This is a genomic window from Micromonospora chokoriensis (assembly GCF_000718555.1).
GTDB classification, from domain to species: Bacteria; Actinomycetota; Actinomycetes; order Mycobacteriales; family Micromonosporaceae; genus Micromonospora; species Micromonospora chokoriensis_B.
Map to the genome: position 1 here is coordinate 258621 of NZ_JOAN01000001.1, position 21302 is coordinate 279922.

Here is a 21302-nt window from a genome sequence, read left to right on the forward strand (position 1 = left end):
CCGTGCCGTCACCTGTCGATGACGCGTACGGCCAGAGGAGGCGCACCAAGAGTGCAGGCGAAGCTGAGCACGATGTTCCAGTCCCTACAGGTCCGCAACTACCGCCTCTTCGCATCCGGGCAGCTGATCAAGTTGATCGGCGTCTGGATGATGTTCATCGCCCAGGACTGGCTCGTCCTCGAGCTCTCCAACAACTCGGCCACCGCGCTCGGCGTGGTCACCGCCTGTCAGTTCACTCCGGTGCTGCTGCTCACCCTGCTCTCCGGGCGACTCGCGGACCGGTACGACAAGCGGGTGCTGCTGTTCGCCGCCAACACCTTCTGGAGCCTGCTGGCGCTGGGCATGGCCCTGCTGGTCCTCACCGACCTGGTGCAGCTCTGGCACGTCTTCGCCTTCGCCGCGCTGCTCGGCACGGCCAACGCCGTGGAGACCCCGGTCCGGCAGGCGTTCGTCTCCGAACTCGTCGGCACGTCACTGCTGCCCAACGCGCTGTCGCTGAACGCCGCCGTGTTCAACTCCGCCCGGATCGTCGGCCCGGCCGTCGCCGGCCTGGCCATCGCCGCGTTCGACGTCGGCCCGGTCTTCCTCTTCACCGCCCTCAGCTCGGTTGCGCCTTTGGTCAACGTGGTCCGTATGCGTACGACCGAACTGCACCGCGACGCCCTCCTACCGCGCGACGAGCGGGCGTCCGCCCGGGTCGTCGACGGTCTGCGGTACGTGTGGCGGCGCCCCGATCTGCTGATGCCGATGGCGATGATGTCGGTGATCGGCATGTCGCTGTTCAACTTCCAGCTCACCCTGGCCGCGTTGGCGAAGACGGTCTTCAACACCGGTGCTGCCTCGTTCGGCCTGTTCAGCACGGCGCTGGCCGTCGGCGCGCTCGGCGGCGCGCTGAGCGGCACCGGCCGGCGTAGCCGCCCGTCGGTCTGGCTGGTCCTCGGCGCGGCGATCGCCTGTGCCAGCTTCGGCACCCTGGTCGGCCTCTCCTCGGCGTACTGGCTGGTCGTGGTGTTGCTGGTACCGACCGGCTTCTGCATGGTCTTCTTCGCCCAGGCCGCCAACCAGCGGATCCAGATGGGCGTGGACGCGGCCTTCCGGGGCCGGGTGATGGCCCTGTGGGTGCTGGTCTTCCTGGGCACCAACCCGGTCGGCGCGCCGCTGATCGGTTGGGTCGCGGAGCACTACGGCGCCGGGGCCAGCATCTGGATGGGTGGGCTCATCTCGCTGGCTGCCGCGCTGGTCGCGCTCACCTGGCAGCTGCGCCACTCCGGTGCCCGGCTGCGCTTCCGGGTGCTGCCGATGCCCCGTTTCTACGTCACCTCCACCGACTGCTGAGGTTTACCGCCGGAGCCGGGCCGCGTCCCGTTGCGCGGATGCGGCCAAATCGCTGGCGGGGTGGCACGGTGGGGCTTAGCGTCGATGTGTGGGAGTCGGACGCGCGCTGATGCTGGCCCTGGCGTTCCTCGCCATGGCCACTCTGCCGGCGGCGTTCGCCCTGCTCTTCTGCTACGACGAGATCCTCGACCGAGTGGTCTGCGGGTGGTCCGAGTGGCGTGAGCGTCGACGGGAGAGACGCACGATCGCGCGTCTCGACCGGGCCATCGAGGCCGACGCGCTGACCCGGGACATCGATTTCAGCGACTTCGACCGCACCGACCGTCGACCCCTGGAGCAGCTCGCCGCCGACCTGCGCCGTCTCGGCGGTCAGCGGCTCGGCGGCACCGGCCGGTCGATGGTCTGGCACAGTGCGCTGCTCCAGGCGTACGACGATCGGCTACGCCTTGCCTGCCGGGCGCTCGGCATCACCGAGCACCTCGCCGAGTTGGAGGGCGTCGATCAGGAGATCGAGCGGGTCCGGGTGGAGGGTGTGCTGCACGCGGCGGGCCTGTCCCTGCCGGCCGCTCGGGCCGGGCACCGGCAACGGCACCGCTGACCACACCCGAGTGGCTAGCTGCGATCTGGCTCTGGCTGCGCGGTGTCCTGGGTGGTTGCCTGAGATCTGGTGTGCAGCACTTCGCGGGCCTGCTCGGCGGCGCGGACGATGCTCTCGCTGATGAAGTCGAGGAAGCGGGCGATGTTCTCCAGGCGGGCGGCGGCGGGGGTCTGCGGGCCGAGCAGGGCGACGCCCTTCCTCGCGGTCTCAACGAGCTGGTCGTTGGCCCGGGCGCTGGCGATCGTCGCCTGGTAGAAGAGTTCGTCGTCGACGACGTAGCGGTCGCGGCGGCGTTCGTCGCGTTCGCGGCGGACGAGGCTCTGGCCCTCCAGGAAGGTGATCGCCTTGGAGATGGACGCCGGACTGACCTGGAGGCGCTGGGCGAGCTGGGACGCGGTGAGGCTGCCCGAGTCGGTGGTGAACAGGCAGGTCAACACCCGGGCCGCCATCTTGGTCAGACCCGATGCCATGAGGACGGTGGTGAACGTCTCCTCGTACTCGGCCACGGCCTCGGCGTCTCGCCCGTGCTCCTGAGGGAGTGCGACCGCCCCCCGGGTGGCGGGCCTGCGCCGGTGGGCGCGGCGTTCGGTGGCGCGGTGGGCCAGATCCGCGCGGCAGGAAGTCGGAGCGCTCAGCCGACTACTCGTTCGAGGCGGCCGTCCGGGACGTCGACGCCGTCCTCGCGGCCCGGCACGTCGACCGAGCGCTGGTGGTGGGCTGGTCCTACGGGGCGGTCGTCGGAGCGCACTGGGCTGGCCGCAACCCGAAGCGTGCCCTCGGCGCGGTCCTGGTCGACGGCGCGTTCCCGCACGACTGGCTCGACGAGGCCATGGAGCAACGGATTCGGAAGATGTTCCGACGGATGAACCTGTTCATGCCGCTGCTGCGCCCGACCGGTCTGACCCCACGGATGAATGCCGAACAGATGGCGGACAGCAACATCGAGCTGGGCAGACTCTCCCGCGAGCGCGAGTTGGGCCCCGTGCTGGACGGCATCACCGTCCCGGTGCGCTACGTCGTCGCCTCCGGCACGTCCCTCGGCAGTCGCGGTGACGAGCAGGAGAAGATCCGTGCCAGCCTCGACGCGGTGACCGTCCGCAACCCGCAGATCCAGATCGCCGCGAAGGTTGCCAGCAACCATGGTGCGATCCTCAAGAAGGACTTCCGCGCCATCGCCGACGCCGTACGCGAGGTCGCCGCCCCTCATCACGAGGGCGCTGAAAACAATCGGTGAGGCCCTCGCGCTCGCGATGACGGGTGGCGGAAAGGTCACCCGTCAACGCGAAGCGTCAGGAGGATTCGCGTGCGGCCGGGCCGCTGCCGAAGAGCACGTCGTCCCAGCTCGGGAGCCGCTTGCGTGGCTTGCCGTTGGCATCGGTGGACTCGCCGGACGCCGCCGCGGCGGCCGTCCGTCGCGGTCGCAGCACCGCCAGCGACGGCACGGCCGGCACCTCCTTGGGTGCGTCCGAGTCGTCGTCGAAGGCCGACCCCTGGCCACCGCCGAGCAGCGCGGCGGCACCGCCGCCGACCGGCCGCTGCCGAGGCGCGTCCGACCCGGCAAGAGCAGCCGGGGTACGCGGCTCAAGGCTGCGACCCGACGAGCCGCCGAGCGGGCGGTCCAGTGAGGCGAGCAGCGCATCCCGCCCAGCCCGGATCGGATCGCGGCCGGGACGCGGGTGCTCGGACGCGGCAGGCAACCCGTGCCCACCACGGCTCGGCTCGCCCCGCGACGGCCCAGGCAGGGCGTGCCCGGTCCGTTCCGGTGCCGGCTCCTGGCCGAGGATCGGCGTGGGCCGCTCAGCGCACAGGTACTGCGCCATGTCGTCGTGCGGCGTGACCACCTGCCGGGCCTTGTCCATGTCCCAGATGGCCTGCGCGGTGGCCTTGCCGGACGGCCAGGTGGCGATGATCCGCCAGGTGCCGTCGTCGCGGCGGTAGGCGTCCCAGGAGATCTTCTCGGTGTCGATGCCGTGCTGGCTCAGCCGGCCGTTGACCACCTCGGCGAGGGGGGTGGGCTTCTCCGCACCCTTGAGGCGGGTGCGACGGGCGTGCTGGGCGAGCATCGCCCGCTCCTGAAGCACCGGGCCGGCATAGCGCAGCACCCGGTCGACCGGAACCCCGGCGATGCGGGCGACGTCCTCGGCGGACTCACCGGAGCGGATGCGGGCCTGGATGTCCCGAGGGGACAGTGAGGGAATCGGATCGACGGTGCTCGGTGCCACCGCGAGCGGCGGGGCACCCGGCTCGGGGTGCATCACGCCGGCGATGCGTTCGTCGATCGGCAGGGCGAGAAGTCGCCCCACCTCGTCGGCGAGCACCAGGGCCTGGCCGTCCTCGGAGAGGGCGACGAAGCGTACTGGGCGCATAGCGTTGCCTCCGTCCCGCTTCGCTGGCCGCACGCCACGAGTCGGCCACCCAGGCGTCTCGGACCACCGTACGCGCATCTGCCTCGGGGTGGGGGAAGCGACACCCCGCATGTCGTGACTGAGCTGCGGCGATGATCACGGTCGGTGTCCGTGGAGGCCCCAACGGACACCGACCGTGACGAAGCTCAGAGTCGCTCGACCACGTAGTCGATGGACGCGGTCAGCGCCTCGACGTCGGCCGGCTCGACGGCCGGGAAGAGCGCCACCCGCAACTGGTTGCGACCGAGCTTGCGGTAGGGCTCGGTGTCCACGATGCCGTTGGCGCGCAGCGCCTTGGCGATCGCCGTGGCGTCGACCCCGTCGGCGAAGTCGATGGTGGCGACCACGTTGGAGCGCAGCGCCGGGTCGGTGACGAACGGGGTGGCGATGCTGGACCGCTCGGCCCAGCCGTACACCGCGGCGGCGCTCTCGGCGGTGCGCTTGGCCGCCCAGGCCAGGCCGCCCTGCGCGTTCATCCAGTCGGTCTGCTCGGCGGCCAGGAAGATGGTCGCCAGCGCCGGGGTGTTGTAGGTCTGCTCCAGCCGCGAGTTGTCGATCGCGGTGACCAGGTCGAGGAAGGCGGGGATGTAGCGCCCGGACGCCTTGATCTCGGCGGCCCGGTCCAGTGCGGCCGGTGACATCAGAGCCAGCCAGAGGCCACCGTCGGAGCCGAAGCACTTCTGCGGGGCGAAGTAGTAGACGTCGGTCTCGCCGACGTTGACCTCCAGGCCACCCGCGCCGGAGGTCGCGTCGACAAGCAGCAGCGCGCCCTCGTCGGCCCCGGCCACCCGGCTGATTCCGACGGCCACACCGGTCGAGGTCTCGTTCTGCGGCGTCGCGTACGCGTCCACGCCGGACTCGGCGACCAGGGTCGGCGCGCTGCCCGCGTCGGCCTTGCGGACGGTCGGCTCACCCAGGAACGGGGCGTCCTTGACCGACTTGGCGAACTTGGCGCCGAACTCGCCGAAGCTGGCGAACTGGGCCCGGTCGCGAATCAGGCCGAAGGTGGCGACCTCCCAGAACGCGGTGGTGCCACCGTTGCCGATCACGACCTCGTACCCCTCGGGCAGCGAGAAGAACTCGGCGATGCCGGAGCGCAGCCGGGCCACCTGGTCACGGACCGTCTTCTGCCGGTGCGAGGTGCCGAGGTAGGTGGTTGCGACCTCGGCGAGAGCGGACACCGCCGCCGGGCGGACCTTGGACGGGCCGCAGCCGAAGCGTCCGTCGGCGGGCTTGATCTCATCGGGAATCCGGATGATCGGTGCGTCAGCCACGGTCTTGAAGATCCTTCCGCAAGGGCGAGGGCGGGCCCGGCGACACTGCCGACCCTCATCCTCGCACCCGGGCCGGACGGCGATGGGCGGGGTCCCGACGGTCAGTCTGAGTCCTTCGCCACACCGGCGCGATCAGCTCGGTCGACATGCGGAAGGGCCCCTCCTCGATGCCAGGCATCGAGAAGGGGCCCCCTCGTGTAGATCAGACGCCGTGCGGGATGGCGGCCCAGCCCTCGACGTCGGACGGCTTGCGGGTCTCCGGGCCCAGGTAGCGGGCGGACGGGCGGACCAGCCGCTGGAGGCGCTTCTGCTCCAGGATGTGCGCGCTCCAGCCGCCCATCCGGGCGCAGGTGAACATCGAGGTGAACATGTGTGCCGGCACCTCGGCGAAGTCCAGGACCACGGCCGACCAGAACTCGACGTTCGTGGCCAGCACCCGGTCCGGGCGGCGAGCCTGCAACTCGGCGAGGGCGGCCTTCTCCAATGCCTCGGCGATCTCGAAGCGCGGCGCGCCCAGCTCCTTGGCGGTGCGCCGGAGCACACGGGCGCGCGGGTCCTCGGCACGGTAGACCCGGTGGCCGAAGCCCATCAGCCGCTCGCCGCGGTCGAGGACGCCCTTGACGTAGCCCTCGGCGTCGCCGCTGCGCTCCACCGCCTCCAGCATGGTGAGCACCCGGGACGGGGCACCGCCGTGCAGCGGGCCGGAGAGGGCGCCGATGCCGGAGGAGATGCAGGCAGCCGCGTCCGCACCGGTGGAGGCGACGATGCGCGCGGTGAAGGTGGACGCGTTCAGGCCGTGCTCGGCGGCCGAGATGAAGTACGCGTCGACGGCCTTGACGTGCCGTGGGTCGGGCTCGCCACGCCAGCGCTTCATGAAGCGCTCGACGATGGTCTGCGCCTTGTCGATCTCCTTCTGCGGCACCGCCGGCAGGCCGAGACCGCGAGCGGACTGGGCGACGAACGAGAGCGCGGTCACCGAGACCCGGGCGAGATCCTCACGAGCCTGCTCGTCGGAGATGTCCAACAGTTGGTTGAGACCCCAGTACGGGGCCAGCATGGCGACCGCGGACTGCACGTCGACGCGGATGTCACCCGAGTGCACCGGCACCGGGAACGGCTCCGCCGGCGGCAGGCCCGGCCCGAACCGGCCGTCGACCAGCAGCGCCCAGACGTTGCCGAACGACACCTGGCCGATCAGATCCTCGATGTCGACTCCGCGATAGCGCAGCGCGCCGCCCTCACGGTCAGGTTCGGCGATCTCGGTCTCGAAGGCGACGACGCCCTCCAGCCCGGGTTTGAAATCGGCCATGTCGCTCTCCTGGATCTGGTCGGTGCGCCCGATCGCTCATCCGGCCCGATCAGCCGAGCGCTTAGGCGACCCTCAGGGATGTGTTCGGAACATACTGCCTGCTGAGTAAGGGATCCGCGACCCGCTGCGACTGTGCTGCACACGACATCCCCGGACGCGCATTCTCCGCCCCGCTCGGTGAGACTGGGCAGGGCGGGCTGGCCAGCGCGAAAGGGTGTTGGCGGGGACGCCGAAAAGGAGTGGGGACGTGACGGGCGACACACCAGCCCCGGCCGCGATGCGTAACGAGTACGCCGCGGACCTGGGCCTGACCGAGGCTGACCTGGCCGCCGATTGGCACACCCAGTTCGACAGGTGGTTCGCCGACGCGGTGGCTTTCGGGCTACCCGAACCGAATGCCATGGTGGTCGGCACCGCCGACGCGGCCGGCCGGCCGAGCGGGCGGACGGTGCTGCTGAAGGCGTACGACCCGGAGGGCTTCGTCTTCTTCACCAACCACCTGTCGCGCAAGGGCGTTGAGGCTTCCGCCAACCCGTACGCCAGTCTGGTCTTTCCGTGGTTTCCCATGCAGCGCCAGGTGGTGGTCGCCGGGCGGGTCACGCACGTCGACCGCGCGACGAGCGAGGCGTACTTCGCCAGCCGGCCGCGCGGCTCCCAACTGGGTGCCTGGGCCAGCCCGCAGTCCCAGGTCGTATCGGGTCGGGCGGTGCTGGAAGAGCGGTACCAGGAGGCGGTCGAACGATTCGCCGACCAGGCCGAGATCCCGACCCCGCCGCACTGGGGTGGGCTGCGGGTCCAACCCGAGTCGGTGGAGTTCTGGCAGGGCCGGGCCGGCCGGTTGCACGACCGGCTCCGCTACCGCCGCCTCGACGAGGGTGGCTGGATCGTCGAGCAGTTGGCACCATGACGAGTGTTCAGGAGGCCCGGCCGCGCGGAGCGCGCCGCTGGGCGATCGACGTACGCCCGCTGGGGGTTCCGGCGTACCGGCGGCTCTGGCTCGGCAACACCGTGGGGATGTTCGGCTTCCAGTTCACCGCCGTGGCGGTGCCGGTGGAGATGTACGCCCTGACCCGGGACTCGTTCTGGGTGGGCCTGCTGGGCGTGGCTGCCTTCGTACCGTTGCTGGTCTTCGGGCTCTGGGGCGGTGCGGTCGCCGACGCCCGTGACCGCCGTGCGGTGCTGCTCGGCGGGTCCGTCCTGCTCTGGGCTTCCACCCTCGGGCTGCTGGTCCAGGCGTTGCTGAACGTGGGCAACCCGGTGCTGCTGCTGGCGTTGATGGCGGTGCAGTCGGTGGCCTTCGCGATCAGCTCGCCGGCCCGCAGCGCCATGCTGCCCCGGCTGGTGCCGGAAGGCCTGGTGGCGTCCGCCACCACCCTGAACTACACGACCGCCACCGCAGCCTCGGTCGCCGGTCCGCTCGCCGCCGGCCTGATCCTCTCCGCGTCGCCGGACACCACGGTGGTCCTGCCGATCGCGTACGGGGTGGACGCGGTGCTGTTCACCGCGATGCTCTGGGCCGCGCTGCGCCTGCCGTCACTCCCGCCCGAGCCGACCGCCGACGGTCAGGCCCGGCGTGCCGGCCTGGCCAGCGTCGTCGACGGGATCCGCTACCTGGCCACCACTCCGGTACTGCTGCTGTCCTTCGGTGCGGACCTGATCGCGATGATCCTCGCCATGCCCCGGGCCCTCTTTCCGGAGATCGCACACGAGCGGTTCGGCGGCGGTGGAGCGGTCGGCCTGCTCTACAGCGCCATCGCGATCGGCTCGATGATCGGTGGGCTGACCTCCGGCTGGATCAGCCGGCTCCGCCGGCAGGGGCTTGGCCTGGTGCTCGCGGTGGTCGGTTGGGGCCTGGCGATCGCCGCGGCGGGGTTGGCCCACCAGCTCTGGCTGATGGTCGTGCTGCTCGCTGTGGCCGGCGCTGCCGATCTGATCAGCGCGGTGCTGCGTCAGTCGATGCTGCTGGTCTACGCACCGGATCGGATGCGCGGCCGGCTTCAGGGCGTCAACACGGTCGTGGTGGCGGGTGGCCCACGCCTCGGCGACCTGCGCGCCGGCACGATGGCCGCCGGGTTCGGCGGCGGGGTCGCCTGGGTGGCTGGTGGGATCGCCTCCGCGGTGCTCGTGGTGGTGCTCGCGATCGCGTTCCCGGCGCTGCTGCGCTACCGGGCGGCGACGGCGTCGAGCGACGGACGGGCCTGACCGGTTAGGGTCGCCGGCATGGAAAGCCCCGATCCGCGCCCGTTCTCCGGCGCCCAGTGGACCATCTCCGCCGCCGGCCATGAGGCCGTCATCGTGGAGGTCGGCGGTGGGCTCCGGACGTACCGGCACGACGGTGTCGACCTGGTCGACGGCTACCAGACCGATGAGGTCTGTCCTGGTTGCACCGGGCAGGTGCTGGCACCCTGGCCGAACCGGATCCGCGATGGCCGCTACCCGTTCGGCGGGCGGACGCACCAGCTCCCGCTGACCGAGCCGGAGCGGCACGTGGCCATTCACGGGCTGGTCAACTGGGTGCCGTGGCGGCTGTTGGAGCAGTCGGAGGCCGCCGTGACGCTCGGCTACGACCTGCCGCCGCAGCTCGGCTACCCGTGGCCGCTGCGGCTGCTCAGCCGGTGGAGCGTCGACGCGGACGGGCTGCGCGCCGAGCACGAGGTGACGAACATCGGTGCGGAGTTGGCGCCGTTCGGCTTCTCCGTGCACCCGTACCTGCAACTGCCGGGTGTCGCGGTGGACGACCTGGTGATGCGGCTGCCCACCCGTAGCCGGGTGCTGGTGGACGGTCGGCTGCTGCCGGTGGGGGTGACCCCGGTGGCCGGCACCGAGTACGACTGGACCAGCCCCCGCCGCATCGGCGCGGCCGTTCTGGACTCCTGCTTCGGCGAGGTGATCTCCGACGCCGACGGCGGTTCGTCGGTGAGCCTCTCCGCGCCGGACGGTTCGACCGGGGTGAGCGTCTGGGCGGATGCCGAGTTCGGCTGGTGGCAGGTGTTCACCGGGGACACTCTCACCGGCGACCGGCACCGCCGCTCGGTGGCGATCGAGCCGATGACCTGCCCACCGGACGCGTTCCGGTCGGGCAAGGATCTGCTCACGCTCAAGCCCGGCACGACCTGGCGGGGTGCCTGGGGCATCCGCCCCGGAGCCTGATGGAGTTCGCCGAGGTCGTCCGCCGTCGGCGGATGGTGCGCAACTACGACCCGGACCGTCCGGTCCCGCCCGACGTGGTGGACCGGCTGCTCGACCACGCGGTCCGAGCCCCGTCGGCCGGGTTCGCCCAGGGCTGGGGTTTCCTGGTGTTGGAGGAGCCGGCCGATCGGGAACGGTTCTGGGCCGCCACCACCCCCGATGGCGGTGGACGGGAGCGGTGGCTCGCGGGAATGCGTCGGGCACCCCTGATCGTGGTGCCGCACGCCAACGAGTCGGCGTACCTGCGGCGATACGCGGAGCCGGACAAGGGCTGGACGGATCAGTCCACGGACCGGTGGCCGGTGCCGTACTGGCACGTGGACACCGGATTCGCGGCGCTGCTGATGCTGCTCACCGCCGTGGACGAGGGGCTGGGGGCGTGCTTCTTCGGCATTCCGCCGCAGCGGCTCGCCTCCTACCGGGACGCGTTCGGCGTGCCGCCGGAGTATCAGCCCATCGGTGCCGTCACAATCGGTTACCGGGCAGCCGACCATCGGTCACCATCGTTGCGCCGTGGACGTCGCCCGATCGACGAGGTCGTGCGGCGTGGCCGGTGGAACTGAGGTCGGCGTCCTGATCGTCCGGTTGAGAATCGGACGGGCGATAGCGAAACTGACATCGGGCAGCAGAACGTAGCGTGCGCTGGGCGGCTAGGCTGGCACGGTCATCGGTGCCGCGCCGCGCGGTGCCCGCCGCGGCCCGGCTCGGCGCCGTCGGTCGGCCCGGCCACGGGGAGGGGAGCGTGCCGTCGTGATCTTCAGAGCGGTCCGGGACGGGCGTCCCTATCCGGAGCACAATCTGACGCTCAAGCAGTGGGCGGAGATTCCGCCGCGGCCACTGCGCCTGGATCAGATGATCACCACCAAGCGCGAGTTGGCGCTGGACAAGCTCCTCGCCGAGGACTCAACCTTCTACGGTGACCTCTTTCCACACGTCGTGCAGTGGAACGGTGGGCTCTATCTGGAGGATGGGCTGCACCGGGCGCTGCGCGCCGCCCTTCAGCAGCGCAACCAGATCCACGCGCGGGTGCTGGTGCTCTCCGAGCCGATCGAGTGACGAGCCCTTCTTCCATGCGCTGAACCTTCGTTAGGGTGGCGACCATGACCGCTCCGCTGGACCTCCTCGACCTGGACTCGTCGCTCAGCGAGGAGGAGCGGCAGATCCGCGACGTCGTCCGCCAACTCGTCGACGACCGGGTGCGGCCACACGTCGCCGACTGGTACGAGGACGGCCGGGTGCCAGCCCGGGAGTTGGCCCGCGAGTTCGGCAAGCTCGGCCTGCTCGGCATGCACCTGACCGGCTACGGCTGCGCCGGTGCCTCCGCGGTCGCCTACGGGCTGGCCTGCCAGGAGCTGGAAGCCAGCGACTCCGGCGTCCGCTCCCTGGTCTCCGTGCAGGGATCGCTCGCCATGTACGCCATCTGGCGCTACGGCAGCGAGGAGCAGAAGCAACGCTGGCTGCCGTCGATGGCCACCGGGGAGGCGATCGGTTGCTTCGGCCTGACCGAACCGGACCACGGCTCCGACCCCGCCTCGATGACCACCCGGGCCCGCCGCGACGGCGACGACTGGGTGCTCACCGGCGGAAAGATGTGGATCACCAACGCTCCGATCGCGGACGTCGCGGTGATCTGGGCGCGCACCGACGAGGGTGTACGGGGTTTCGTCGTACCCATGGACACGCCCGGTGTCACGGCCCGGGAGATCCGCCGCAAGATGTCGCTGCGCGCGTCGGTGACCGGCGAGATCGTGCTCGACGACGTCCGCCTCCCGGCCGACGCCCGACTGCCCGAGGCGGTCGGGCTCAAGGCGCCGCTGAGCTGCCTCACCGAGGCCCGCTACGGCATCGTCTGGGGGGCGGTCGGCGCGGCCCGCGACTGCCTGGAGACCACCCTGGCGTACGCCACCACCCGCACCCAGTTCGGTCGCCCGCTGGCCGGCTTCCAGCTCACCCAGGCGAAGCTCGCCGACATGGCCGTCGAGCTGGTGAAGGGGCAACTGCTCGCGTTGCACCTGGGTCGGCTCGCCGACGCCCACCGGCTGCGGCCCGAGCAGGTCAGCGTGGGCAAGTTGAACAACGTGCGGGAGGCCCTGGGCATCGCCCGGCAGTGCCGCACCATCCTCGGCGCCAACGGCGTCTCCGGTGAATACCCGGTGCTGCGGCACGCCAACAACCTGGAGAGCGTGCTGACCTACGAGGGCACCTCGGAAATCCACCAACTGATCGTCGGGCAGCGCCTCACCGGGCTGTCAGCGTTCGCCTGACCTGCCCGTCCGCACCTTCCGGACGCTCGACGCGCGAGTGTCGTAGTGGGGCCGTACCGTCATTGGCAGACGACGTGTCTGACGAGGACGGTGAACGTGATGGCCCGCGACGATGGCAGCAACGAGCCCACGAGGGAGTTCCCCGGTTACCCGACCGGTGACGACCTCAAGGCGCGGTCGACCGCGACACCCGAGTCGACCACTGATGCACCGGGTGGGCCTGGTGGCCCCGGCGGTCCCGGTGGGCCCGGCGGCCCGACGACCGGTGGCGATGGCTCCGGCGGTGGCGGTGGGGCGGCCCGAGGTCTGCTCCTGCTGCTCGGCGCCGCCGCGCTCGCCGTGGTCGTGCTGCTCGGCATTCAGGCGACCGGCATCCTGCCGGAGTTCCGCAACCCGTTCGCCAAGGAGCAGACCGACCGCAGCCAGCCACCGCTGCTGAAGTCGATCCAGGACCTCAGCCGCTACGTGGCCGCCGAAGGCAACTTCCAGGTCGTGGTCGACACGCAGAACGACCGGCGCAACGTTCCGGACTTCCTGCTCAACGAGCGCACCCTGTTCGTGGGCGCCGGCAGCGTCGAGGCGTACGTCGACTTCACCAAGATCGGTGAGGGTGCCGTCGTCCAATCCGCCGACGGCAAGTCCGTCGAGATCAAGCTCCCCGCGCCGCAGCTCGGTGAGACCAACCTCGACATGGAGAAGAGCTACGTCTTCGCCGAGCAGCGCGGTCTGCTCAACCGACTCGGTGACCTGGTCGGCAACGACCCCAACCGGCAGCAGCAGGTCTACCAGCTCGCCGAGGACCGGATCACCGCCGCCGCCCGGGACAGCGGGCTCTCCGCCCGAGCCGAGGAGAACACCCGCAAGATGCTGGAGGGGCTGCTCCGCTCCCTCGGCTACCAGCAGATCACGGTCACCTACGTGGCTCCCTGACCCGCCCCCGTACGCCGAAGCGCCCGCCCCGACTCTCGTCGCAGCGGGCGCTTTCGTGTGCTTGCCTGGGGGTGCGCGGGGCGGGTCAGTGGCCGGTGGAGGCGAGGTAGCGGTCCTCGTTCGGCATCAGCACCCACAGGATCAGGTAGACGATCACCTGCGTGCCGGGCAGCAGCAGCGACAGCAGGAACAGCAGCCGGACCATTCCGGCCGACATGCCGAACCGCCGTCCGAGGCCGGCGCAGACACCGGCGATCATGCGCCCCTCGCGGGGCCGGACCAGTTTGCGACTCATCGTCGTACTCCCACTCTGCGGCGGTGCGCCGCGTCTGCAATCCACGGTAGAAAGGGAAGGCCACCTCGCCCTCGGTCCCGAGGAGGAGCGGCAACCCGTGGACCCGTAGGTGCATTACCCGGGCAGCCCTCCGCTGACGCCTCCCGGGCAGGGGGCGGTGGTTGGGTGTTCACGTCCCGGACCGGGTGTGCGTTGAGCTGGGCGGGTAGGCTGGCTGATCGGCCTTCCACACCCCGGGAGGCCGGCACCCCATACCCCGGGCGGTCACCAGCGGGGCCGCCAGACCGGTGGCCACGACCCCGCCCGGGTCCCGTACGCCGGGACGACGGCGAGGAAGCGCAGCCATGATCAGTGTTTTCGACCTCTTCAGCGTCGGTATCGGGCCGTCCAGCTCGCACACGGTGGGGCCGATGCGGGCCGCGCGGACGTTCGTTGGCGGGCTCAAGGCCGACGGGCTGCTCACCCACACGGCGCGGGTGAAGGCCGAGCTGTTCGGCTCGCTGGGTGCCACCGGGCACGGCCACGGCAGTGACCGGGCGGTGCTGCTCGGGTTGGCCGGTGAGTCGCCGGAGACTGTCGACACGGACACCGTCGGTCCTCGGGTCGAGCGGATCCGGGCCGAGCGGCGGATCAACATCCTGGACGCGCACGAGATCGACTTTGACCCGGATCGGGATCTGACGCTGCACCGTCGCCGGTCACTGCCGTACCACCCGAATGGGATGACCTTCGTGGCGTACGACGGGGTCGGTGCCGAGCTGCGCAGCCGCACCTACTACTCCGTCGGTGGCGGGTTCGTGGTGGACGAGGCCGCCGCTGGCGCGGACCGGATCAAGCCGGACAGCACCGTGGTGCGGTACCCCTTCCTGACCGGGGCGCAGCTCCTCGACGTCACCACCTCCACCGGCCTGTCGATCAGCGAGGTGATGCTGGCCAACGAGCGGTCCTGGCGCAGCGAGGCGGACATCCGTGCTGGTCTGCTGGAGATCTGGCGGGTGATGCAGGAGTGCGTGCAGCGCGGCTGCGAGCGGGACGGCGTACTCCCTGGGGGTTTGCAGGTGCGGCGGCGCGCGGCGGAGCTGCGGCGCGGCCTGGAGGCGGACGCCGGGACGCCGGACCCGCTGCACGCGATGGACTGGGTGACGCTCTTCGCGCTCGCGGTCAACGAGGAGAACGCCGCGGGCGGTCGGGTGGTCACCGCGCCGACCAACGGCGCGGCCGGGATCATCCCGGCGGTGCTGCACTACTACACCCGGTTCGTGCCCGGTGCCGATGACGACGGTGTGGTGCGGTTCCTGCTGGCGGCGGGCGCTATCGGCGTGCTGTTCAAGGAGAACGCCTCGATCTCCGGCGCGGAGGTCGGCTGCCAGGGCGAGGTCGGCTCGGCGTGCTCGATGGCGGCCGGAGGGTTGGCCGAGGCGCTCGGTGGCACTCCGGAGCAGGTGGAGAACGCGGCCGAGATCGGGATGGAGCACAACCTCGGGTTGACCTGTGACCCGGTGGGTGGCCTGGTGCAGATCCCCTGCATCGAGCGGAACGCGGTGGCTAGCATCAAGGCGATCACGGCCGCCCGGCTGGCGCTGCGCGGCGACGGTGTGCACAAGGTGTCGCTGGACAAGGTCATCAAGACCATGCGGGAGACGGGCGCCGACATGAAGGTCAAGTACAAGGAGACGGCGCGTGGCGGTCTGGCCGTCAACGTGATCGAGTGCTGAACCCGGCCGATTCGGGGCATTCGTTCACCGACTGCTAACCTGGCGTCCGTTTCAGGAGGCGGGAGGCTGCGGTGACCTCTGGCGTCGCGGCTCTGTGGTCGCACCGCAACTCGCTGCGCATCCTGGTCAGGCGGGATCTGGCGGTCAAGTACCAGCAGTCGGTGCTGGGCTACTTCTGGTCGTTGATCGAGCCGCTCGGCATGGGGGCCATCTACTGGTTCGTCTTCGGGGTGCTCTACTCCTCCGACACCGGTCGGCACCTGGGTGAAGCGGCCGGGTCGTACCCGCTGTTCCTGATCACCGGCATCTTCGCCTGGATGTGGACCAGCTCGGCGCTGAGCGAGGCGACGAACGCGCTGACCGGTCAGTCCCGGCTGATCACCACGATGAACGTGCCGCGTCAGGTCTTTCCGATCGGCCGCGTCACCGGCCGGTTCGCCGAGTACGCGGCCGGCCTGCCGATCCTGATCGCCATCGCGGTGATCTACGCGGCGCACGGTCGGATCCATCCCGGCTGGTCGCTGCTCTCGCTGCCGCTGGCGGTCGCCGTGCAGGCCGTCCTGTTGATCGGGCTCGCCCTGCTGCTGTCCGCGTGGAACGTGCTGATGCGCGACGTGGAACGGTTGATGCGGCTGATCATCCGCGTGCTCTTCTACGCCACGCCGATCATCTACCCGCTCAGCCTGGTCCGGGAGTCCGGCCTGCCCGGCTGGTTGAAGGTGGTGTACGAGCTGAACCCGCTGGTCGGGATCTTCCAGCTGCACCACGCGGTCTGGTACCCGGACGAGTTCCCGGATGCCCGGCTGCTCGCCACCACTGTCGTCGGCAGCCTGCTGGTGCTGGCCGCCGGATGGTGGTCGTTCCGCCGGTTGGAACCCGCCGTGCTCAAGGAACTCTGACGTGGCCGCGCCGATCATCGAGGCGGACGGCCTGGGCATCCGGTTCGTCCGTAATCGTCGCCGTCAACTGCGGCTGCGCGAGTTGTTCATCCACCGGGGTGGCCGTGGTGCGCTGCCCGGCCAGTTCTGGCCGCTACGGGACGTGTCGTTCACCGTCGAGCCCGGCGAGACCGTCGGGGTGATCGGGCGCAACGGCACCGGCAAGAGCACCCTGCTGCGGCTGATCGCCGGGGTGCTCATCCCGGACGAGGGTGGCATCCGGGTGCACGGCGCGGTGGCGCCGCTGCTGGAGCTGTCCGCTGGTTTCTCCAACGACCTGACCGGCCGGGAGAACCTGCACCTGGTCGGTGGGCTGCACGGGCTGTCGACGAGCTACCTGAAGACGCACTTCGACGAGATCGTCGAGTTCGCCGGTGAGCAGGTGGAACGGGCCATCGACACGTCGGTGCGGCACTACTCGTCCGGGATGAAGGTGCGGCTGGGCTTCGCGATCATCTCGCACCTGCCGCACCCGATCCTGCTGATGGACGAGGTGACCGCGGTCGGGGACGCGGAGTTCCGCAAGAAGTGTTACGCGACGATTGATCGTCTGCTCGGGGAGGGGCGCACGCTGGTGCTGGTGTCACACAACGAAAAGGACCTGACCCGGTTCTGCCGTCGGGGGTTGTACCTCGACGCGGGCCGGTTGACGCTCGACGGCACCATTGCCGAGGCGCTCGACGCGTACCACGCCGCGGTCCCGCGGTGACGCTCGCGATCGTGCTCGCCGCCGGGACGTCCGCGGCGGGCCTGACCACCGCGACCGGCGAGCCGCTGGCCGACCGCCTGGCCGCCCAGTTGCGCCAGGCCGGGGCGGACGAGGTGCGATTCGCCGCCCACCTCGACGAGCTGACCGAGCTGGTGGCCACCGCCACCGCCCCAGTGCTGATCACCGGCACCGACCTGGTCGCGCACACCGCCGTACTGCGGCACCTGGCCACCAGCCCGGTGGGCCCCACGGTGGCGCTGGTGCTCGGTGACCCGCCGGTGCCTGGTCGGACTGCCGTGCGGGAGGAGCGCGGCCAGGTGGTCGACGCCGCTGCGTTGGACGCCCTCGACGGGGACGCCACAGGCGTGTTCGGCGGCGCGCTGCGGGTCGGCGTGGACGACCTGCCGACCCTCGCCGCCGCTGCCCGCGCCGCCGCGTCTGGGATGCTCCCGGTGGCCACCCCGATCGGCCCGGCCGGCGACGTGGCGCCGCTGCCCGCAGCCGGTGGGGTCGGATCCGGGGGGGCCGTCGCGGCCGGTGGCCCCGGGTCCGCCGTGGACCGGCTCTTCGCGGGTCTCGCGGCGCTCGGCACCCTGATCTTCGCCCAACGGGTACGCCTGCTCGTCGCCCACCGGGTCGAGGACGCGGCCGGGCTGACCGCTGCCGAGGCGGCGGTCACCGCGGTCGACGAGGACCGGGCCGAGCTGCGGCTGTCGGTGAAGGAGAAGGACGACTTCTTCTCCACCTACTTCGTCAGCACCTGGTCGCCGTACGTGGTCCGGCTGTCGGCCCGGCTCCGGCTCACCCCGACCGGGGTGACGGTGATCTCGGTGCTCTTCGCGCTGGCTGCGGCGGTGCTGTTCGGGGTCGGTGGCCGACCCGCGCTGGTCGGTGGCGCGGTGCTGCTCTACCTCGGCTTCATGCTGGACTGCGTGGACGGCCAGTTGGCCCGCTACACCCGGCACTTCAGCGCCTGGGGTGGCTGGCTGGACACGATGGCGGACCGGGCCAAGGAATACCTGGTCTACGCCGGGCTTGGCTTCGGGGTGAGCCACGCCGGGCTGGGCAATGGCTGGGCGCTCGCGATCGCCGCGATGACGTTGCAGACCGTCCGGCACATGACCGACACCTGGTACGGGGTGCTGCACGACGAGGCGGCCCGCCGACCCCGCACGGCGACGGGCGCCAGCGGCGGGATCGGTGACCGGCTCAACGCGGCCTCGACCCGGGTGCAGGCGGACACCGGTTCGGTGTCGTACTGGCTGAAGCGGACCGTCGTCTTCCCGATCGGTGAGCGCTGGGCGCTCATCGCGTTGACCGTGGCGCTGTTCAACCCGCTGGTCAGCCTGATCGCCGTGCTGGTCTGGGGGGTGCTGGCGTTCGCGTACACCGGGGCTCTGCGGACGTTGCGGGCCCGCTGGATGTGGGTGCCGGTGCTGGACACGGTCGATGCCACCCTGCACCGCGACGACGGGCCGTTGGCCCGCTGGTTGCCGGTGTTCCGCCCGATGGGGCCGCTGACCCTGGCGGTGATCGCCGCGCTCGGCCCGGCGGTGCTGCTGGTCGGGGCGCTGCTCAGTGACTCGCCCGAGGGGTTGTGGTGGGCGGTGCCGGTGGCGCTGCTGGTGCTGCTGATCGGTGCCCTGGGCGCTGGGGCGGCGCACAACGGTCCGCTGGACTGGCTGGTGCCTGCGGCGTTGCGGGCCGCCGAGTACCTGTTCGCGATCGCGGTCGGGGTGATCGGTGCGGCACCCGGCTGGCTGATCTTCGGGTACGTCTTCGTGCTCACCGTGCACCACTACGACCTGACCGCCCGGCTGGAGAAGCGGCAGGCGGCACCGCCGCTGCACACCGCGACGCTGGGCTGGGAGGGGCGTTCGGTGCTGCTGGCCCTCGCGGCGATTGCCGGCATTGCGGGTATCGGTCTGGCTACACTCGGTGCGTACCTTCTCGTGGTTTTCGTGGTGAGCGTCGTCCTGGCCTGGTTCGTGCGACCGGCCCGTAGCGCGCGGGCGTCGGTCGCGCCGGCGGGCGCTGGAGGTGCCGCGCCGCGCTGACGGAGGGACGGCCGGATGACCCTGATCAGCTTCGTGGTGCCGGCCTTCCGGGTGCAGGGTTACCTGCGGGAATGCCTGGACTCCATCCTCGGTCAGCCGGAGACCGACATCGAGGTGATCGCCGTCGACGACTGCTCGCCGGACGCCAGCGGCGACATCATCGACGAGTACGCGGCCCGCGACCAGCGGGTCCGCTCGGTCCGGCTGCCGGAGAACGTCGGCCTCGGTCCGGCCCGCAACATCGGGCTGGACCGGGCCGTCGGCGAGTACGTGTGGTTCCTCGACGGCGACGACTGGCTGGCTCCGGAGTGCCTGACCGAGGTCGCCGAGCGGCTGCGGGCCACCCACCCCGACGTCCTGCTTGTCGACCACGTCCGCACCCACTGGAACGACACCGCCACCCGCAGCGCGATGGCCGAGGTGTTTCCGGAGTCGCCGGGCCCGGGCACCTTCCGGTTGCGGGAGAAGCCGCAGGCGATGCACCTGCTGCACACCGCGTGGAATCGGCTGGTCCGCCGGGAGTTCCTCGTCGACCTGGGGCTGCGCTTCGCGCCTGGCTGGTACGAGGACGTCTCGTTCAGCTACCCGGTGCTGATGGCCGCGCAGCGGATCGGCGTCCTGGATCGGGTCTGTGTGAACTACCGGCAACGCCGCGCCGGCGCGATCACCCGGACCCGGGGTGACCGGCACTTCGAGGTCTTTCCGCAGTGGCACCGGGTCTTCCACCTGATGGATTCATGGGGGTCGGCGGCCCAGGCCCTGCGGCCGGTGGTCTTCGAACGGATGATCTGGCACTACCTGACCGTGCTCGGAAACGGTCAGCGGATCGCCCCGGAGTTGCGGCCGGCGTTCTTCGCGCAGATCACCGCCGACTACGAGCGTTGGCTGCCGCCCGGCGGCTATCCGGTGCCGGACGGGGTCGAGGGGATCAAACACCGCCTCGTCGCCGCTGGCCGCTGGCGCACCTTCAGCGCGTTGCGGGCGGCCAGCCGGGCCCGCGACGCCGCCCGCCGGAAGGCTCGGACCGCTCGGCGCAGGGTCGGCCCGGTCGCCCGGCGCGGTGCCCGGCTGACCCGCGACGGGCTGCTGCGGGAGTACTACCGGGCTGAGTTGCGGCGGCCGGTCGATCCGACGCTCGCGGTGTACGCCGCGTACTGGTACCGGGGGTACTCCTGCAACCCGGCGGCGATCTACGAGGTCGCCCGCCGGTTGGCGCCGGGGGTGCGCGGGGTGTGGGTCGTGCGCCGGGACCGGGTGGACACCGTGCCGGCCGGAGTGGAGTACGTGGTGGCTGGTACCCCGGCGTACTACCGGGTGCTCGCCCGCGCGCGGTGGCTGGTCAACAACGTCAACTTTCCGGACTTCGTCCGCAAGCGACCGGAGCAGGTGCACCTACAGACCCACCACGGCACGCCGGTCAAGGTGATGGGGCTGGATCAGCAGCGCTACCCGATCGGAGCGGGCCGGATGGACTTCGCCGGGCTGCTTCGCCGGGTGGACCGCTGGGACTACAGCGTCAGCGCCAACAGCTTCTCCACCCAGATGTGGGACCGGGCCTACCCGGCCACGTACACCACCCTGGAGGTGGGTTACCCGCGCAACGACCGCCTGGTCACGGCCGGCCCGGAGGAGGTGCGCCGACTGCGCGCGGAGTTCGGCCTCGACCCCGACGAGCAGGTCGTCCTGTACGCCCCGACGCACCGCGAGCACCTGCCCGGCTATCGGCCGCCGTTCGACCCGGACCGGTTCGTGCAGGCGCTTGGTGACTCGGGCCGGTTGCTGATGCGCAGTCACTACTTCCACGACCGTGATCGACGCCCGGGCCAGCCGAGGGACTGGGAGCGGGTTCGCGACGTCAGCGGCTACCAGCGGGTGGAGGATCTCTACCTGGTAGCCGACGTGCTGGTCACCGACTACTCGTCGGCCATGTTCGACTATGCGGTGCTGGACCGGCCGATCGTGCTCTACACCCCGGACTGGGAGGCGTACCGGTTGGCTCGGGGAGTCTACTTCGACGTGACGGCCGAACCGCCGGGTGCGGTGGCGGCGACCTTCGCCGATCTGCTCGACCTGTTCCGCTCCGGCGCGGTGCGCTCGGACGCGGCGGCCAAGGCCCGTGAGCGTTTCCGGGCCCGATTCAGCACGTTGGACGACGGGCATGCGGCGGAGCGGGTGGTGCGCCAGGTGTTCCTCGGAGATCCGGGCGAGCGGTCCCAGCGCTGCTGATCGGGCTTCTGTCGTGTAATAGCCGCGTCATCGAGCGAACATGAGACGTTTACCCGAT

The 21302-nt window shown here is 70.9% G+C and carries 20 protein-coding genes; 15 read left to right on the forward strand and 5 right to left on the reverse strand.

Annotated features, from left to right (window positions below):
* Positions 1 to 51 precede the first annotated feature (51 nt).
* Positions 52 to 1335 carry an MFS transporter gene (locus tag IF46_RS0101190; RefSeq protein ID WP_030486370.1) on the forward strand — a complete coding sequence of 428 codons (1284 nt, stop codon included), beginning with the start codon at positions 52 to 54 and terminating at the stop codon, positions 1333 to 1335.
* A gap of 88 nt (positions 1336 to 1423) precedes the next feature.
* Positions 1424 to 1933 carry a hypothetical protein gene (locus tag IF46_RS0101195; protein WP_030486371.1) on the forward strand — a complete coding sequence of 170 codons (510 nt, stop codon included), beginning with the start codon at positions 1424 to 1426 and terminating at the stop codon, positions 1931 to 1933.
* A gap of 14 nt (positions 1934 to 1947) precedes the next feature.
* On the opposite strand, the gene IF46_RS0101200 is transcribed toward IF46_RS0101195, so the two are convergent.
* Positions 1948 to 2439 (reverse strand): MarR family transcriptional regulator, encoded by a 492-nt coding sequence (locus IF46_RS0101200; protein ID WP_232233897.1) that lies wholly within the window; start codon positions 2437 to 2439, stop codon positions 1948 to 1950.
* 32 nt (positions 2440 to 2471) lie between these two features.
* Between IF46_RS0101200 and IF46_RS0101205 the strand changes: the two genes are divergently transcribed.
* Positions 2472 to 3167: an alpha/beta fold hydrolase gene (locus tag IF46_RS0101205; protein WP_084597708.1), complete on the forward strand. Its 696-nt coding sequence runs from the start codon at positions 2472 to 2474 to the stop codon at positions 3165 to 3167.
* 55 nt (positions 3168 to 3222) lie between these two features.
* On the opposite strand, the gene sepH is transcribed toward IF46_RS0101205, so the two are convergent.
* From sepH to IF46_RS0101220, 3 genes are all read right to left on the reverse strand, one after another.
* Complete coding sequence (gene sepH, locus IF46_RS0101210; protein WP_030486374.1) at positions 3223 to 4299, reverse strand: septation protein SepH; 1077 nt, start codon at positions 4297 to 4299, stop codon at positions 3223 to 3225.
* A 185-nt stretch (positions 4300 to 4484) separates the two neighbouring features.
* Positions 4485 to 5612 (reverse strand): phosphoserine transaminase, encoded by a 1128-nt coding sequence (gene serC, locus IF46_RS0101215; RefSeq protein WP_030486375.1) that lies wholly within the window; start codon positions 5610 to 5612, stop codon positions 4485 to 4487.
* A gap of 202 nt (positions 5613 to 5814) precedes the next feature.
* Positions 5815 to 6921, reverse strand: coding sequence for a citrate synthase 2 (locus IF46_RS0101220; RefSeq protein WP_030486376.1), 1107 nt, complete (start codon positions 6919 to 6921; stop codon positions 5815 to 5817).
* A gap of 277 nt (positions 6922 to 7198) precedes the next feature.
* Between IF46_RS0101220 and pdxH the strand changes: the two genes are divergently transcribed.
* From pdxH to IF46_RS0101255, 7 genes are all read left to right on the forward strand, one after another.
* Positions 7199 to 7828 carry a pyridoxamine 5'-phosphate oxidase gene (pdxH, locus tag IF46_RS0101225; RefSeq protein WP_051723595.1) on the forward strand — a complete coding sequence of 210 codons (630 nt, stop codon included), beginning with the start codon at positions 7199 to 7201 and terminating at the stop codon, positions 7826 to 7828.
* Positions 7825 to 9123, forward strand: coding sequence for an MFS transporter (locus IF46_RS0101230; RefSeq protein ID WP_030486378.1), 1299 nt, complete (start codon positions 7825 to 7827; stop codon positions 9121 to 9123). Before pdxH ends, IF46_RS0101230 begins: the two co-directional genes overlap by 4 nt.
* An 18-nt stretch (positions 9124 to 9141) precedes the next feature.
* A complete protein-coding gene (locus IF46_RS0101235) occupies positions 9142 to 10071 on the forward strand; it encodes an aldose 1-epimerase family protein (protein ID WP_030486379.1) in 930 nt (309 codons plus the stop codon).
* Positions 10071 to 10673, forward strand: coding sequence for a nitroreductase family protein (locus IF46_RS0101240; protein ID WP_030486380.1), 603 nt, complete (start codon positions 10071 to 10073; stop codon positions 10671 to 10673). Before IF46_RS0101235 ends, IF46_RS0101240 begins: the two co-directional genes overlap by 1 nt.
* A 187-nt stretch (positions 10674 to 10860) precedes the next feature.
* On the forward strand, positions 10861 to 11166 hold the full coding sequence (locus IF46_RS0101245; RefSeq protein ID WP_030329612.1) for a type II toxin-antitoxin system VapB family antitoxin: 306 nt from the start codon (positions 10861 to 10863) through the stop codon (positions 11164 to 11166).
* Positions 11167 to 11210: 44 nt separating this feature from the next.
* The gene (locus IF46_RS0101250) at positions 11211 to 12374 is read left to right on the forward strand and encodes an acyl-CoA dehydrogenase family protein (protein WP_030486381.1); all 1164 of its coding nucleotides are present in this window, start codon (positions 11211 to 11213) and stop codon (positions 12372 to 12374) included.
* A 99-nt stretch (positions 12375 to 12473) separates the two neighbouring features.
* A complete protein-coding gene (locus IF46_RS0101255) occupies positions 12474 to 13304 on the forward strand; it encodes a DUF4230 domain-containing protein (protein WP_030486382.1) in 831 nt (276 codons plus the stop codon).
* A gap of 85 nt (positions 13305 to 13389) precedes the next feature.
* Here IF46_RS0101255 and IF46_RS0101260 read toward each other — a convergent pair whose 3' ends face one another.
* Entirely contained in the window at positions 13390 to 13599 is a 210-nt protein-coding gene (locus IF46_RS0101260) for a PspC domain-containing protein (RefSeq protein ID WP_030486383.1), read from the reverse strand.
* 344 nt (positions 13600 to 13943) lie between these two features.
* On the opposite strand from IF46_RS0101260, the gene IF46_RS0101265 reads away from it, so the two are divergent.
* From IF46_RS0101265 to IF46_RS0101285, 5 genes are all read left to right on the forward strand, one after another.
* Positions 13944 to 15314, forward strand: a complete 1371-nt coding sequence (locus IF46_RS0101265; protein ID WP_030486384.1) for an L-serine ammonia-lyase — start codon at positions 13944 to 13946, stop codon at positions 15312 to 15314.
* 71 nt (positions 15315 to 15385) lie between these two features.
* Positions 15386 to 16213, forward strand: a complete 828-nt coding sequence (locus IF46_RS0101270; RefSeq protein ID WP_030486385.1) for an ABC transporter permease — start codon at positions 15386 to 15388, stop codon at positions 16211 to 16213.
* Between the two features lies 1 nt (position 16214).
* Positions 16215 to 16961: an ABC transporter ATP-binding protein gene (locus tag IF46_RS0101275; RefSeq protein WP_030486386.1), complete on the forward strand. Its 747-nt coding sequence runs from the start codon at positions 16215 to 16217 to the stop codon at positions 16959 to 16961.
* Positions 16958 to 19018: a DUF5941 domain-containing protein gene (locus IF46_RS0101280; RefSeq protein ID WP_030486387.1), complete on the forward strand. Its 2061-nt coding sequence runs from the start codon at positions 16958 to 16960 to the stop codon at positions 19016 to 19018. Before IF46_RS0101275 ends, IF46_RS0101280 begins: the two co-directional genes overlap by 4 nt.
* Before the next feature lie 15 nt (positions 19019 to 19033).
* Entirely contained in the window at positions 19034 to 21244 is a 2211-nt protein-coding gene (locus IF46_RS0101285) for a bifunctional glycosyltransferase/CDP-glycerol:glycerophosphate glycerophosphotransferase (protein ID WP_030486388.1), read from the forward strand.
* The last annotated feature ends 58 nt before the right edge of the window (positions 21245 to 21302 follow it).

Bases quoted from the DNA above. Each gene is read 5' to 3' on its own strand.
- IF46_RS0101240 (WP_030486380.1), top strand. From the start codon at position 10,071: ATGGAGTTCGCCGAGGTCGTCCGCCGTCGGCGGATGGTGCGCAACTAC.
- IF46_RS0101285 (WP_030486388.1), top strand. From the start codon at position 19,034: ATGACCCTGATCAGCTTCGTGGTGCCGGCCTTCCGGGTGCAGGGTTAC.
- IF46_RS0101255 (WP_030486382.1), top strand. From the start codon at position 12,474: ATGGCCCGCGACGATGGCAGCAACGAGCCCACGAGGGAGTTCCCCGGT.
- IF46_RS0101250 (WP_030486381.1), top strand. From the start codon at position 11,211: ATGACCGCTCCGCTGGACCTCCTCGACCTGGACTCGTCGCTCAGCGAG.
- pdxH (WP_051723595.1), top strand. From the start codon at position 7,199: ATGCGTAACGAGTACGCCGCGGACCTGGGCCTGACCGAGGCTGACCTG.
- IF46_RS0101265 (WP_030486384.1), top strand. From the start codon at position 13,944: ATGATCAGTGTTTTCGACCTCTTCAGCGTCGGTATCGGGCCGTCCAGC.
- IF46_RS0101230 (WP_030486378.1), top strand. From the start codon at position 7,825: ATGACGAGTGTTCAGGAGGCCCGGCCGCGCGGAGCGCGCCGCTGGGCG.
- IF46_RS0101260 (WP_030486383.1), bottom strand. From the start codon at position 13,599: ATGAGTCGCAAACTGGTCCGGCCCCGCGAGGGGCGCATGATCGCCGGT.
- sepH (WP_030486374.1), bottom strand. From the start codon at position 4,299: ATGCGCCCAGTACGCTTCGTCGCCCTCTCCGAGGACGGCCAGGCCCTG.
- IF46_RS0101235 (WP_030486379.1), top strand. From the start codon at position 9,142: ATGGAAAGCCCCGATCCGCGCCCGTTCTCCGGCGCCCAGTGGACCATC.
- IF46_RS0101220 (WP_030486376.1), bottom strand. From the start codon at position 6,921: ATGGCCGATTTCAAACCCGGGCTGGAGGGCGTCGTCGCCTTCGAGACC.